This is a genomic window from Ignavibacteria bacterium, from assembly GCA_025612375.1.
Classification (GTDB): domain Bacteria; phylum Bacteroidota; class Ignavibacteria; order Ignavibacteriales; family SURF-24; genus JAAXKN01.
This window is the reverse complement of the sequence record JAAXKN010000004.1, coordinates 144,157-158,779: the sequence shown is the minus strand read 5'-3', so window position 1 is coordinate 158,779 and position 14,623 is coordinate 144,157. Positions and strand designations below refer to the sequence as shown.

At 43.5% G+C, this 14,623-nt stretch carries 10 protein-coding genes; 7 read left to right on the top strand and 3 right to left on the bottom strand.

Translation table 11 applies throughout. The features are described 5' to 3' along the window. Nucleotides 1-166: 166 nt before the first annotated feature. A complete protein-coding gene (locus HF312_04835; protein MCU7519519.1) occupies nt 167-1,372 on the bottom strand; it encodes a ScyD/ScyE family protein in 1,206 nt (401 codons plus the stop codon). 395 nt (nt 1,373-1,767) lie between these two features. On the opposite strand from HF312_04835, the gene HF312_04830 reads away from it, so the two are divergent. The 3 genes from HF312_04830 (at nt 1,768) to HF312_04820 (ending at nt 5,744) form a co-directional block, all read left to right on the top strand. Then, nucleotides 1,768-2,268, top strand: a complete 501-nt coding sequence (locus tag HF312_04830) for an N-acetyltransferase (protein ID MCU7519518.1) — start codon at nt 1,768-1,770, stop codon at nt 2,266-2,268. A gap of 376 nt (nt 2,269-2,644) precedes the next feature. Beyond that, nucleotides 2,645-4,306 (top strand): putative transporter, encoded by a 1,662-nt coding sequence (locus HF312_04825; protein ID MCU7519517.1) that lies wholly within the window; start codon nt 2,645-2,647, stop codon nt 4,304-4,306. A 262-nt stretch (nt 4,307-4,568) separates the two neighbouring features. Beyond that, entirely contained in the window at nt 4,569-5,744 is a 1,176-nt protein-coding gene (locus HF312_04820) for an acyltransferase (protein ID MCU7519516.1), read from the top strand. A gap of 101 nt (nt 5,745-5,845) precedes the next feature. On the opposite strand, the gene HF312_04815 is transcribed toward HF312_04820, so the two are convergent. Together HF312_04815 and HF312_04810 are read right to left on the bottom strand one after the other, a co-directional pair. Beyond that, nucleotides 5,846-6,610, bottom strand: a complete 765-nt coding sequence (locus HF312_04815; GenBank protein MCU7519515.1) for a DUF169 domain-containing protein — start codon at nt 6,608-6,610, stop codon at nt 5,846-5,848. Between the two features lie 115 nt (nt 6,611-6,725). Continuing rightward, the gene (locus HF312_04810; protein MCU7519514.1) at nt 6,726-7,055 is read right to left on the bottom strand and encodes an ectoine synthase; all 330 of its coding nucleotides are present in this window, start codon (nt 7,053-7,055) and stop codon (nt 6,726-6,728) included. Between the two features lie 339 nt (nt 7,056-7,394). Here HF312_04810 and HF312_04805 point away from each other — a divergent pair, with 339 nt between their 5' ends. The 4 genes from HF312_04805 (at nt 7,395) to HF312_04790 (ending at nt 14,602) form a co-directional block, all read left to right on the top strand. After that, a complete protein-coding gene (locus tag HF312_04805) occupies nt 7,395-8,444 on the top strand; it encodes a hypothetical protein (protein MCU7519513.1) in 1,050 nt (349 codons plus the stop codon). A 175-nt stretch (nt 8,445-8,619) separates the two neighbouring features. Then, nucleotides 8,620-11,748, top strand: coding sequence for a T9SS type A sorting domain-containing protein (locus tag HF312_04800; protein MCU7519512.1), 3,129 nt, complete (start codon nt 8,620-8,622; stop codon nt 11,746-11,748). 57 nt (nt 11,749-11,805) lie between these two features. After that, on the top strand, nt 11,806-12,267 hold the full coding sequence (locus HF312_04795; protein MCU7519511.1) for an SRPBCC family protein: 462 nt from the start codon (nt 11,806-11,808) through the stop codon (nt 12,265-12,267). Nucleotides 12,268-12,469: 202 nt separating this feature from the next. Next, entirely contained in the window at nt 12,470-14,602 is a 2,133-nt protein-coding gene (locus HF312_04790) for a T9SS type A sorting domain-containing protein (protein MCU7519510.1), read from the top strand. Nucleotides 14,603-14,623 lie beyond the last annotated feature (21 nt).

The window sequence follows — 14,623 nt, the reverse complement described above, 5'->3', positions numbered from 1 at the left end:
AGATATATAAATCAATTTTCCGGTATAAAAATATGAAATTACGCGCACAACAGCAATGATTTGGAATTGGAGGGAGGAAATTATCAGTGCACAATTATCTTCTCTAAGAACAACTGTGCACTATTTCTTCATTCATTTCCAGTCTGTATATCATTTTGTAAAAACTTTATTTGCCTGCTATCTTCTGGCCGCCATTGCAGGTGCCGCCGGTGCTGATATTTACCATTACAACCTGGCCTGTTCCCGGGGCACTGGCAAAGCCGTTATTTGAAACATACAGGTTGCCGTCGGGCCCTAATGTCATTGCTGTCGGGAAATTCAGCCCGCTTGTTACTTCAGAAACATTATTCACGTCCCCGTTTGCAATACGCATTATCTTTCCCGTGTTTGCAGCGAAGAACGGGGGCTGCCCATTGCCTATTGATGTTTCAAGGACAAACAGGTTTCCGGAGGAGTCAAATGTAAGGCCCAGTATGGTTGTAAATCCCGTGGCATAAGTACTTAGACTCTGTCCGTCCAGGCTTATCTTAAGGATTTTAGCCGCCCCGACGGGATAAGGAACGGTAGTTAAGTTCCCGACATAGAAAAACCCGTCTTTATATGCAATTGCTGTCGGAACTATATGTCCCTGGCTTTCAGATATATCCACAACGCGCTCAATACTGCCCGTGTTAAAGTTATACCTGTCAAGTTCACCGTGATTTGATTCAATATAATAGAGGTAATTGTCGAGCATTATCATGCTGTAAAGGTCGCCGTCGGGTTCAAAATCATCGGCTTCAGGATTTGCTACAGGATGGGACTTCAGGAAGCTGCTTATATCGGCAATCTCTTTCCATGAGCCGTCACTGTTGACCTGAAGTATTCCATTGGGTACTTCCGGGTGGCCATGGGAGCAGCCTGCTCCGGAGAGAAGTGCATAAAGACTGCCCTGATAGAAGGCTACGCTGCTGATTGAAGTCATTTCACCTCCTGAAGCAGGAGCGGTCTGGGTTGAAGGAAAATTTGTATTTAGTTTTGACTGGCCCTGGGATAGATTTATTTTTGTTATGCTTCCATTGTGTCCGCCCAGATAAGGTCCTATTGGCGGAGGCACCTGTTCGCATTGTCCTACGGTTGATATACACCCTTTTGTACCCGATTCAGAAACGTAGAGCATTTGATCCGGACCAAAAATGAGTCCTCGGGGCTGATTTAAGTCCGTTGCTACTATGGTTTGAGCGCCATATGCAATTTTATTTAATGTAACGGTACCGCTGCTTGTTCCGGATTGGCTTACTGCAGTCGGCATTTCGGCATCCTTACTGCATGCGATGAAAATAAAAGAACAAAGAACGGCTAAAGACAGATAACCTGAAATAATACGTCTCATAAATCCTCCTTCAAAAAATTAAAGAACAATGAATTTAATCCTCTGCATTAGAGCAGGTATGCATCTTACAGTGAAAAACCCGCCGCATTTAGACTAATTCGCATTCTTCCTCCTGAGAGTCATTTCACTTTCGGAAAGTAAATTCCACCAGTTCTTTCCGTCTATAAGATGACAACAAATTATATATATATTCACAATCCGAGTTTCAATGTACATTAATTTACATACACGCATTTTCCCACCGCGTATTTATGCCGTGAGATCTGTTAATGCGGATGCATTCTGCTTTCAAAAAATAAAAAAAGCCTGAGACCAGCTTGATAATGATATAATGTGTTTAGTATTTTTAATTCAACTTTTCAATAATACTACAAGTAAAATTAACCGGGGTTAAAATGATCATCCGCAAAGAAAGAGAATCCGACTTTGAAGCAATAACGAATGTTACCAAGCTGGCTTTTGCAACCCTTGCATTAAGCCCGCACACTGAACAGTTCATTATTAAGGCTTTGCGCGATGCCGGCGTACTCACCATTTCACTTGTAGCTGAATCTGAAGATAAGATTATTGGCCATATAGCTTTCTCCCCCGTTACAATCTCCGATGGAAGCGATGGCTGGTATGGTCTTGGCCCAATATCCGTTCTTCCGGAGATGCACAGGAAAGGGATCGGGAAAGCACTTATGCATGAGGGCTTATCCATTTTGAAAGAAATGGGAGCCCAAGGAGTGGTTTTAGTGGGTGACCCGAACTACTATCAGCGCTTCGGATTCAGAAACATTCCGGAATTAACTTTTGAGGGGGTCCCGCAGGAGTACTTCATGGCCCTTCCTCTCGGGAAATATTCTGCTCATGGAGCGGTGGAATTCCATGAGGGATTTAATGCTACTGCCTGAATTCAAACTCTGCCTTATTCAACTTTAAAGGGCTTTTTGTTGATTTTTATGGTCCTGCGCCAGTTATTAATTGCATGCCGGATTGTCAATAAGGAAATTTTTCTCTATTTTTGAAATCAGATTTCATGAATAGTGGTTTGATATTTGGCAATGTATGTGTTCCTGGTTATTATCTGCTTTAACTCACATAGCATTCCTGAAAGCGCACACATAATAGTTTATGATTATCAAATAATAACAGGCTCTGAATGCTTATTAGACGGATCTAATAAGTTTTCTTCTGTATTATTTTATAATCATTCATTTACAGAAATGAGTGATTGCTGCTAAAAAAGTCAATTTACATTTATTCAATAACCAGATACCATTAACAATTATGAGTTTTCTTTACACATTACTAACGACACAAAACACTGCATCGACGATTCTTTATCTTTGTCTTGCTGCTTTTTCAGGTGTAATTATTGGGAAAGTTGAAATAAAAAATATAAAGCTTGGCATTGCAGGGGTTCTTTTCTCGGGGCTGCTGATTGCGCACCTGGGAGCACGTGCCAATGAAGCCGTAGTTGGTTTCGCACGTGATTTCGGCTTGATTTTATTTGTTTATTCAATCGGACTCGATATAGGTCCGCGCTTTTTTTCAACATTCAAAAACGAAGGGTTAAAGCTTAACTTATTTGCGGCTTCAATTGTTTTACTGAACCTTGCAATAACCTTCGGCATTTATAAGATTTACGGTCTTCCTCCTTCTCTTGCAACCGGCATTATGTGCGGAGCCGTAACAAATACTCCAAGTCTCGGCTCAACACAGCAGGTTCTCCATGAATTCTCAAAGACCGGGGCTCAGGCTGCTAGTCTCTCAGGCATGGGTTATGCAGTAGCTTATCCCTTCGGTGTTATGGGAATCATTCTTACAATGATACTTGTAAGGATATTTTTCAGGATAAAAGTAAAGGATGAAGCTGAAAGTTATACAAAGAATCTTGAAGGTATGACTACAAAGCTTGAAAGTGTAAGCATTTGCGTCACTAATCCCCAGCTTTTCGGAAAGAAGATCGAATACATACAAACCATAATCGACAAGGAGCTTGTTATTTCGCGTATAAAGCGCGGCGATCAGTTTCTAATCGGTATAAACAGCGAAATAATCAAAGAAGGGGATGTACTTTACGGAGTATCAACAGAAAACCACTTTGAAAATCTCAGCCTGAAGATCGGTGAAGTTGCAATACAGGAAAAGCGTGAGATAAGGGGAGACTTATCGATGACCAACGTTCTTGTAACCAACAGGAAATATGCAGGTAAAACGATACAGCAGATTGGTATTTACCGCCGTTATGAAGCCAATATAACACGCATTTTCAGAGCGGGAATGGAAATACTTCCCTCACTGGATACGACAGTGGAATTCGGCGATACGGTAAGAATAGTAGGAAAAACAGATCTTCTGACTGATATCAGGAACGAGCTTGGAAATTCAGTAAAAGAATTATCGGTACCTAATACTGTACCGGTCTTTATCGGAATATTTTTAGGCATCATCCTTGGCAGCATACCGGTTTTCATTCCCGGTCTGCCTGCTCCGGCAAAGCTTGGTCTGGCCGGAGGTCCGCTGATTGTTGCTATTCTGCTTGGCTACAAGGGCAGAGTAGGCAAGATGGATTTCTACATGACTCCAGGGGCAAACATGATGCTGAGAGAAGTAGGCATTGTTCTTTTCCTTGCAAGCGTGGGTTTGCTCTCCGGCGCAAACTTCTTCAGCACGATCTGGAACGGCGGCTACTGGTGGATGCTTTACGGAGCTGCTATCACATTCTTCCCCATAATGATAATTTCAATCATAGCACGTTTGATGAAATTTAATTATCTGAAGATATGCGGGCTGATAAGCGGTACAATGACAGATCCGCCGGCACTTGAATTTGCCAATTCAATGGCTCCTGTGCAGGCACAGTCAACGGCTTACGCCACTGTTTACCCGCTGGCAATGTTCCTAAGAGTGCTCGTAGCGCAGATGTTCATACTACTGACTCTTTAATATTTACAGGCCGCATACACAATATGCGGCCTTTTTTCTTTTCAAAAATCCTTCCATAATACTTCAATAAACAAACCCGCTGCTGCCATATAGATTTTTCTTTCATCCAAAAGTAAAATTACTTATTTCCCGTCTGACCTATTCAAACAGGCATCAGGCTGCAAACGTGCTATGTTATTTCGCAACTTTCTGCTATTTTTGTGGATAGAATTTCCAAATTCTTCTTTAATTACCGGTTTATATAAAAAATTCTCAGAGACTCATGAATTCTTTAACCACCCAGGATACTTCTTTTTCAGATTCCAAAAGCCATTATCAGATCCTTGACGGGCTGCGCGGCGTAGCAGCAGTAATGGTAGTAATATTCCATCTGTTTGAAGCCTTCTCAGAAGGCAATCACTTAAAACAGATAATTAACCACGGATATCTTGCCGTTGACTTTTTCTTTGTATTATCGGGCTTCGTAATAGGCTATGCATATGATGACCGCTGGGGAAAAATGACATTAAAAGACTTCTTTAAGCGCAGGCTTATAAGGCTTCACCCGATGATAATTGTCGGAATGGTGATTGGGGCAATAGGGTTTTATTTCAGCGCCTCTCCAATTCTCTTCCCCCAGATCAGCAGTGTCCCGCTCTGGAAACTGCTCCTGGTCATGCTCGTTGGTTTTACACTTCTGCCGTTACCGGCATCAATGGATATAAGAGGCTGGGCTGAGATGCATCCGTTAAACGGTCCTGCATGGTCGCTTTTCTTTGAATATGTGGCAAATATATTGTACGCCCTTTTTATAAGGAAATTCTCAAACAGGGTGCTTTCCATTCTGGTATTTCTGGCCGCATGCCTGACCATACATCTGGCTGTAACGGGTCCAAACGGGGACGTAATAGGAGGGTGGTCTTTAGATCCAATTCAGTTCAGGATCGGAATGACGCGTCTGCTATACCCATTCTTCGCAGGACTACTCTTATCCAGAATAATTAAGCCCGGGAGTGTCAAAAATGCGTTTTTATGGTGCAGTCTAATGGTAATAGCCATTCTTTCATTCCCGAGGGTAGGAGGAAGCGAGAACCTCTGGATGAACGGGCTTTATGATTCACTCTCAATTATTTTCCTTTTCCCAATTATCGTTTACATGGGTGCAAGCGGAGAAGTAAAGGGGAAATATATGGAGAAAGCGTGCAGGTTTTTAGGCGACATATCATACCCCATATACATTATTCATTATCCTTTAATCTATATCTTTACGGCATGGGCAATTGATAATAAAATTCCTATGCTAAAAGCATGGCCTGTGGCTCTTCTATTACTGGGGTCTTCAATTGCTATTGCTTACGCAAGTTTCAAACTTTATGATGTGCCTGTAAGAAAATGGTTGACTGCGCGCAGTAAAGCACAGAAGCAATGTGCAGCAGAGATGGAAACCGTAAATAAGTAATAACATAAAACACATACATTCACAGCCATTCAGTATTTAACAAAAAGCCCGGATCATCTGATTCCGGGCTTTTGTCCATATATTTCAAATTATAACAGGGATTAATCTTCCTGTGTGTCTCCTTTAATAATTCTCTGACGGATATTATCCCACTGGTGAGTTGTGATAAAACTTTCATTCAGGTTTTTATAAATCTTAGTGAGAAAGTTAAACGGCAAAGAAAATGTCATCAGATCTTTGGGCAGTTTAGCACGCGCCGAGATATCATGCATTCCCCATACAGCTTTATCCTCGTTCTTCAGGTGGTACTGAAGCGGCATCATGACGGCAGAGGCACAGGCTGAGGCGAATCTTGTAATAACGCGGTCCGTTTTTTCAGGGGCGTCATAATAGGCAAGAAATACAAGTGCACTGATCTGGTCAGCATTTGCAAAGAAGACGACAGTCTCAGGAGTTTCATTTTCAGTAAAATCTTCAAGCGGCTTTAGTATTGTGTATCCTTCGGTTTTCTTTTCCATCCTGATATCTTCAAGATACTTTTTTGTAAGCTCCGGAGTCTTTACGAACCTCTCGCATTCCCTTCCTGGAAACGGTCCGGATGAAAGGAAGTTCTCAATGCCCGGGAAAATCCAGTCCTTGTATCCGAAGTAAAATGCCGAGCAGGCAAATCCCATCGTATTTTCGCTAAAGGCAAACGTTTTTCCCTTTGCACTCTGGAATATGAAAGGCATGATGCATCCCTGACCGGGCTTCTTCAGCCCGAGTGCATCCTGCGGCACATTCTTATCGTGATATAGTCCGACGGCACTGTATTTCAATGCCAGTTTCTCCCTGAATTCCCGGCCGATATTGCTGGTTAGAATCATGTTTTTTATAGTCCTTTTATCAATCCATCATTCTTTAGACGTTTCAAAGGTATGAAAAATCCTAACAAAAAAGGAGATCAGAATTTGTCTGCATGTGCCTGTATAACATTCATCATCAATCCACAATAAACAGCCTGGCTCCGGTCTGTGTAAAGGACCTGTGAGCCTCCTCATTATCTGCAACCTGATAGCTCATTCCGGGAGTAAGTGTAAATTTTCTTCCGTCTGCGAGCTCGGTTATAAGTTCCCCCTCAAGGCAAAAGAGGATGTGGCCTTTTGAGCACCAGTGATCGGCAAGGTAGCCCGGTGTATATTCGACCATGCGTACGCGAAGGTCTCCGAACTGCTGCGTGTGCCAGTAAGCAGATCCTGTGGCCCCTTTGTGCTCTGTCTTATCGATTTTTGACCAGTCTGTAATGCCAAAAGGGATATCTGACATTTTCATATAGTTCTGCTCCTCAATATTTGTCTCAAAATTTGTAAAATTATTTTATCCCGCGGCTTTTCTGCAGGAAAGATTATTCAGGCTTTTCAAAGATAAATAATTTTACATAAAGAAAGACAACAGAATCTGAATACAATTGACGCAAATAAATATGCCATTGTTCCAAAAGTTCCGCACCCGCATAAAACAATCTGAAAATCCGTACTGGAATTCATGCAAATATTTTTATGCTTTAGGAAGAATTAATTTTGCCTAGAATACTCTCACTTCCTGTACTGAAAATTCTCGTAGGGAGATGTATATCTAAATGGCGGACCAGCCCATCCGGGGGCCGCAGGTTTGCCAGACGGATATTATTACTGCCAGGTAACTGACCCCAGCGGAGCTGTTCTGCTTGGAACCAGTCTTGGCTTGCAGGACTCACTGCCGATACATGTAACAAACGGTGAGTTTGACCAGTGCTATCAGCTTGAGGCTATTTTAAGAACAGGAAGCAACAACACCCCACCTTATACCACAGGATATGATAACACTCCTAACTCTGGCGGAGAATATAAGGTATGGGTTAGTTCAGTACGCAATTTTGATCCGGACCTGAGTAAAACCGATAATTTCAAAGTAATAAGCGGCAGCCTGCCGCCCAGAGCGGAATTGCAGGTTATTAAATTCTATGACGCAAATGTTAACGGCATTAATGATGACAACCAGAATCTGACGGGCTGGAAGGTTGAGATAACTGATGGCTTCGACTATATACGCTATACACCCGTAAGCCTTACAGTGGAACCCGGGAGCTATACTGTAACTGAATTTACACCAATTGAAACCAGCTGGATGCATACTACATCCACCTCTGTTACACTGACAATAGCTGATGGCGGCACCGGACTGGCAGAATTCGGTAACGTTTGCCTGGGAGCAGGCGGCGGGCTCACGCTCGGCTTCTGGTCAAATAAAAACGGCATGGGCCTAATTGACGGGAGCGATCTTTCCATGTTGAGCGGCTTAAACTTACGCAATGCCAACGGTTCGGATTTTAACCCTTCTACTTATGCTGAGTTCCGTACCTGGTTACTAAGCGCCACTGCCACAAATATGGCTTATATGCTCTCTGCCCAGCTTGCAGCCATGGAATTAAACGTCTTTAATGGTAAGGTCAGCGGCAATGCACTGGTGTATGCTCCGGGAGTCAATGGTGCAAACAGTTTGGGATTTATAACTATAAATGCGCTTATGAATGAGGCCAATAGTTCCTTAGGATCAAATGGCTACACTGTTAATAGCGGCGCAATCCGCACTTATCAGGAAGCTTTGAAGAATGCTCTTGATAATGCAAACAATAACAAAACATTTGTCCAGTCTTCCCCCTGTCCGTTTACTTTTCAGTAATTAAATCTTGGGAAATGCCGGACAATCAGATTTTTGAATATATTCTGACTGGCAGCGAAATAATCTGGTGAGAGATAAAGATCCGATTACATCCATCTTTATCTCTCATTTTTTATTTGCATATGGCAGGTTATATAGCTAAAATTTGGCCGTATAATTTTAAGGAATCAGGATAATGAAAAACTTTTCCCGCCCCGGCTTTACTTTTCTTTTCTTTCTTTGTTTTATTAGTGTTTTCAGTTCATTTTCTTCAGCACAGACTCTTGAAGAAAGGATAGATTCTCTTCTTAATAAAATGACACTGGACGAAAAAATACTTCAGCTCCATCAGGAAGGAGGCTTTAATACCGCGGATAATGCGAGGCTTAACGTCCCGGGATTTATTATGGCAGACGGCCCTCATGGAGTGCGTGACGGCAGCAATGCCACATGCTTTCCTGTTGGAATTGCAATGGCCGCAAGCTGGGACCTGGATCTTGTTCAGAGGCTTGGAACTGCAATGGGAGAAGAATTCCGGGGCAAGGGAAAGCATCAGGCTCTTGGACCTGCAATGGATCTCAACCGTGATCCCAGAAATGGCAGAAGCGCTGAAAGCGGCGGCGAGGATCCGTACCTGGATGCACAGATAACCACTGCTGCCGTTAAGGGAATTCAGATGACGCCATGCCTTGCAACAATTAAACATTACAACGCCAACCACAGGGAAAACGGAAGACTTACCAACAATATTAGCGTAAGCCAGAGAATGCTTATGGAATATTACGGGCTTTATTTCAGAACAGCCGTCCAGCAGGGCGGAGCTTTTTCGGTCATGAACGCATACAATTTAATAAATGGTGAAAAAAGCGCTGAAAACCATAACCTTCTTACAACCATATTAAAAGAAAAATGGGGCTTCCCTTATTATGTTGTATCCGACTGGGGCTCCATTTGGGATCCCGGAAAGGCTATTAAGGCAGGTTGCGACATTGAAATGGGATCGACGCTATATACCGGCCTGGCAGATCTTGTAAAGAAAGGGACCGTACCCGAATCGGCAATTAATGAAGCCGTACGGAGGGTTCTCAGGACAAAATTCCTGTCGGGCATGATGAATTACTATCCGGTGGGAAATCCGGATGATGTAAACAGCAAGGCTCATAAAGATCTCACAGTTGAGGCGGCAAAGAAAGTAATGGTGCTCCTGAAAAACCAGGACAATATACTGCCCTTGAACAAATCTCAAATAAAAACAATTGCTTTAATCGGGCCAAGCGCCGATGTTATGCAGATTGACGGAGGCGGAAGCGCGTATGTTTCTCCTTTCTATACAGTCAGCCCCAAAGCCGGCCTGGAGAATAAATTCGGCGCATCAAATATACTTTTTACCAGGGGCTGCGACATCAACAGCAGCAATACCGACGGCTTTGCAAAGGCAAAGCTTTATGCAATGCAGTCCGACGTCGTTATTTTCTGCGGCGGACTGGATCCCAGCCAGGAAAGCGAAGGCATGGACAGGGCTACGGGTTCAATAGAGCTTCCGGGAAAGCAGCAGGATCTTATAAATGAGCTGGCTGCAGTAAATAAAAATGTTATTGTTGTACTCTTCAGCGGAGGAATCTGCGGGCTTAACCAGTCAATTGACAAAATAAAAGGTTTAATCTATGCCTTCTATCCCGGACAGGAAGGAGGCACCGCACTGGCAGAGGTGCTCTTTGGAGATTACAATCCGGGAGGCAAGTTGCCTGTTACTTATCCAAAGACAGATTCACAGCTTCCGGCCTGGGATGATGACTTCACGAATGACTATGGCGGCGGCTACCGCTGGTTCGATAAAAAAGGTTTCATTCCCCTGTTCCCCTTCGGATATGGCCTGAGCTATACAACATTTGGTTACAGCAACCTGGTCATCAGCCCGGCGAATCCTTCATACGGAGAACCGGTAACAGTAAGCCTTGACGTTACAAACACCGGGCAAAGAGCGGGCGACGAAGTGCCCCAGCTGTATTTAAGCCGCACTCAGTCGGCTGTGGAAATGCCTGTAAAACAGCTGAGAGGATTTAAGAGAATTACGCTTGAACCCGGAGAAAAAAAGACGGTCACCTTTACAATTACAAATGATGAGCTTTATTATTACAATGAAGCCGACAGTTCTTTTACCGTGGAACCGGGCACGTTTAACGTCATGGCAGGCGGCTCGTCGGATAACCTCCCACTAAAAGGAAGCTTCCAGATGCAGAGCGGAGTAAAAAAGCCTGATTTTGTTATTACCGGGATAAGAACTCTTCCCAGATATCCGCTCAAGGGAGAAAAGGTCCAGTTCCTTGCAACTGTTATGAATCAGGGCACCGGCGCAACAAGTAAAGACACGAAGATAAAGGTTCTTTTTAAGATTGATGGAAAAGAAGTAAGCTGGAGCACGAACTATTCTGCCCCTGTTCCGGCTGGCGGCATGGCTCTTATTGGGGCCGACGGCGGGCCTGAAGGCTCATACAGCTGGACAGCCGGAAATACCGGCACATTTACGCTTGAGGCCACAGCAGATTACGACAATTCGGTTGACGAATGCGTGGAGAGTAATAACTCATTCAAGACGCAGTTAACTGTCAGTCCCGAGCCGCCCAAGAACCTGGCCTTTGGGAAGCCTGTTACAGTAACATCTGTTGAAAAGCCCGAGCTGGGCGGCAGATATGCCGTTGACGGAAGCTTGTCCACAAGGTGGTCCTCTGCCTTCAGCGATCCGCAGTCAATTACCGTTGACCTTCAGGACGTATATAAGATTGAGCAGGTTGTGCTTCAATGGGAAGCCGCCTACGGGAAGCAGTATAAAATCAACCTCTCTGAAGACGGGCAAAACTGGACTACAGTAAAATACGAGACCAACAGTGACGGCGGCCTGGATGCAGTTGCCTGTTCCATGAATGCTCGTTATGTAAGGATGTACGGCATTCAGCGTGCAACAGAGTGGGGCTATTCACTTCTTGAGCTCCAGGTCTTCGGGCAGGCTGTTACGGACGTCAAAGATGAAACAGGGCTTCAGAAACATTTCAGCTACAGGCTTATGGATAACTATCCCAATCCTTTCAACCCGACAACCACAATAACATACGAGATAGCAGAGCGCTCAACTGTAAGGATTGATATAATCAACCTTTTGGGACAGGTTGTTTCAACGCTCATAAATTCAGAGCATACGCCGGGCATATACAGCGTAAGGTGGAACGGGCGGGATAATTCAGGACAAAGTGCCGCAAGCGGAATTTATCTCTACAGAATGCAGGCGGGTAATTTCTCAGAGAGCAGGAAGCTCCTCCTTTTGAAATAAGATCCATGAAAATGGGCAGGAATATTTATTTATTAAGGTTATTATCAAGGGAATAATATGAAGGTCTACAGGTTCGAAACAAAGAAGGTTTTACCAGTCAGCAAAACCAAATGCTGGGAATTTTTCTCTGATCCGAAGAACCTTCAGATAATGACTCCTCCCGAACTGGACTTCAAGATCAAGTCTATTCTGCCCGGAGAAATGTACCCCGGGCAGATTATTATATACCGCATTAAAATATTCCCCCTGATATATGTCACCTGGGTAACTGAAATAACCCACGTAAGAGACTATGAATATTTTGTTGATGAGCAAAGATTCGGCCCTTACAAGCTCTGGCACCACGAGCACATTTTCCGTGAGGTTAATGAAGGGGTTGAGATGACAGACATAGTGCATTACGCAATTCCATTAGGACTGATCGGAAGAATAATGAATGCAATTGTAATTAAAAAGAAGCTTAATAGAATATTTAGTTTCAGGAAGGAGTTTCTTAAATCCAGCTTAAATAAATCCTGACAAACACACCTTTCCCCCCCGAATTCCACCGATAATCTTGTGACAGCCGTCACGTCTAATGCTGCTTTTCATCAAAACGTAAGTAGAACCTTCTTTGTACCTTGCGGATATTCGGACAAATTATATGATTAATTGTAAGTACCCTTTTTTCCCCCTTTAATTTCCAATGACTAAGATTAATTATATAAACTAAGGAGTCGCCATGAAAAAGATGTTACTGTCTCTTTTTCTTTTATTCAGCAATATGCTCTTTTCACAGAGCTCACATTGGATTTATTTCAACGGCGCAAATTCACGCCTGCCCAATAACAACGTATCTTCAATAGCTATCGATCATCAGGAGGTAAAATGGATAGGGACTGATGGCTACGGACTTGCAAGATTTGATGGCACAAACTGGACAATATACAACTCTAAGAACTCAGGCCTGAGCAATGATTTTGTTCGCGTCGTTTATGTTGATAAAGATAACAATAAATGGATCGGCACTAAATCCGGAGGGCTCTACAAGTTTGACGGTAAGACCTGGACAAACTGGAACACATCAAATTCATTTCTGCCCAGCAACTGGGTGGCTTCTTTTGTAATTGACCCTAAAGGAGTAATGTGGATAGGGACCGGTGACAAGGGCCTTGTACGGGTTGAAAATGACATCTGGGTTGTATATACTAAGGAAAATTCCCCGCTTCCTGTAAATTTTGTCTATTCGCTTGCCGCCGACAGCCTTGGAAATACCTGGATCGGCACAAACGGCGGGGGGCTTGCAAGATTTGACGGAGTAAACTGGGAGATAAAAAATAAATACAATTCCAACCTCTCCTGCAATGCCTCGCTTTCCATTGCCATCGATAAAAATAACGATAAATGGATAGCCTCATTCAGCTGCGGGCTCTTCAGGCTGCATGACACAACATTTACAAAGTTTGACAAGGCAAGGAGTCCTATCCATGACAACTGGGTTGCCTGTGTTACGCTTGAGAACAGGAATATAAAATGGCTCGGGATGGACTCAACCGGGGTGGCAAGGTTTGAAGGCGACAAGTGGACATTCTATGACACTGCCAACTCCGGACTTCCGGATAAATATGTAAGAACAATTGCAGTTGACAAATACGGCAATAAATGGATCGGGACAGGACGCGGTGGTATTGCAGTTTTTAATGAGAACGGAGTTAATATTCCTCCCGTCATTATTGTCTCTGAACCCGGAAACCAAACCAGATGGATAACCGGGAGCAAAGAAAAAATAACCTGGGCTACAAGCAACGTTTCGGGAAATGTAAACATCAGGCTTTCCACAGACGGAGGCGCAACATTCCCGGTTGACCTTGTCTTAAATACTGCAAACGACGGATCTGAAGACATTACTGTGCCTGAAGTATCCTCTTCCTCGTGTGTCATCAGAATTGAATCCATCTCAAATTCACAGATACAGGGAATAACAAGCGGGAAATTTCAGATTGCGGCCTTGTCGGTTCCAAATCAGTTAAAGCCGGTAAACAATTCCATGAAACAACCCCTCGATATCAGGCTCAGCTGGAATAAAGGAGCATTCTGCGACAGCTACAAACTTGTAATTGCTTCAGACAGCACATTCCTGCACCCTGTAATACAGGATTCAGCAATAACCGATACAGTAAAAGAAGTAAAAGGCCTTACAGACTTCAGGCAGTATTACTGGCGGGTTCAGGGCATGAATGGAAGCGTAAAGACGCAATGGTCGCCGGTCTGGAAGTTCACAACAGTTTTCAATGCGCCTGACAACCTGAAGGCATCACCTGAAGACAAAAATCAGACAAAGCTTACCTGGAATGACAACTCAGAAAGCGAGACCGGGTATGTAATTGAAAGGAAATCCGGATCCGGTTTCATACAAGTAGCCACCACACAGGAAAACAGCGTTGAATTTATTGATACCGGCCTCGCAATTCCGGGCAGCTATGAGTACAGGATAAAGGCAGTTGCCGGTGGCGGCGAATCAGATTACAGCAATACGGCATCGGTTACAGTTACCTCTGTAAGTGAAAAGGGATCTGTAATTAAGGATTTTGAACTTGTTCAGAATTTTCCGAATCCGTTCAATCCAGCAACCACAATAAGATACGCGCTGCCTGAAGCTGCCAGCGTAAGGCTTACGATCTTTAATATGTTAGGTGTGGCAATAAAGAGCTTTACTTTTAGTTCTCAGACGGCGGGATACCAGAATGTAGTCTGGGACGGAAAAGACTTCAATAATAGTCAGGCTGCAAGCGGGACTTATATTTGTAAAATGGAAGCCATAACAATAAATGGAAAAGTAACAGAAAGGATTATAAAAATGATAATGCTTAAATAACAATTATAACAGGAGAGTATA

What these genes read in the sequence shown, in the direction of transcription:
- HF312_04835 (MCU7519519.1), bottom strand. Translation starts at nt 1,372, where the DNA reads ATGAGACGTATTATTTCAGGTTATCTGTCTTTAGCCGTTCTTTGTTCT.
- HF312_04830 (MCU7519518.1), top strand. Translation starts at nt 1,768, where the DNA reads ATGATCATCCGCAAAGAAAGAGAATCCGACTTTGAAGCAATAACGAAT.
- HF312_04825 (MCU7519517.1), top strand. Translation starts at nt 2,645, where the DNA reads ATGAGTTTTCTTTACACATTACTAACGACACAAAACACTGCATCGACG.
- HF312_04820 (MCU7519516.1), top strand. Translation starts at nt 4,569, where the DNA reads ATGAATTCTTTAACCACCCAGGATACTTCTTTTTCAGATTCCAAAAGC.
- HF312_04815 (MCU7519515.1), bottom strand. Translation starts at nt 6,610, where the DNA reads ATGATTCTAACCAGCAATATCGGCCGGGAATTCAGGGAGAAACTGGCA.
- HF312_04810 (MCU7519514.1), bottom strand. Translation starts at nt 7,055, where the DNA reads ATGAAAATGTCAGATATCCCTTTTGGCATTACAGACTGGTCAAAAATC.
- HF312_04800 (MCU7519512.1), top strand. Translation starts at nt 8,620, where the DNA reads ATGAAAAACTTTTCCCGCCCCGGCTTTACTTTTCTTTTCTTTCTTTGT.
- HF312_04795 (MCU7519511.1), top strand. Translation starts at nt 11,806, where the DNA reads ATGAAGGTCTACAGGTTCGAAACAAAGAAGGTTTTACCAGTCAGCAAA.
- HF312_04790 (MCU7519510.1), top strand. Translation starts at nt 12,470, where the DNA reads ATGAAAAAGATGTTACTGTCTCTTTTTCTTTTATTCAGCAATATGCTC.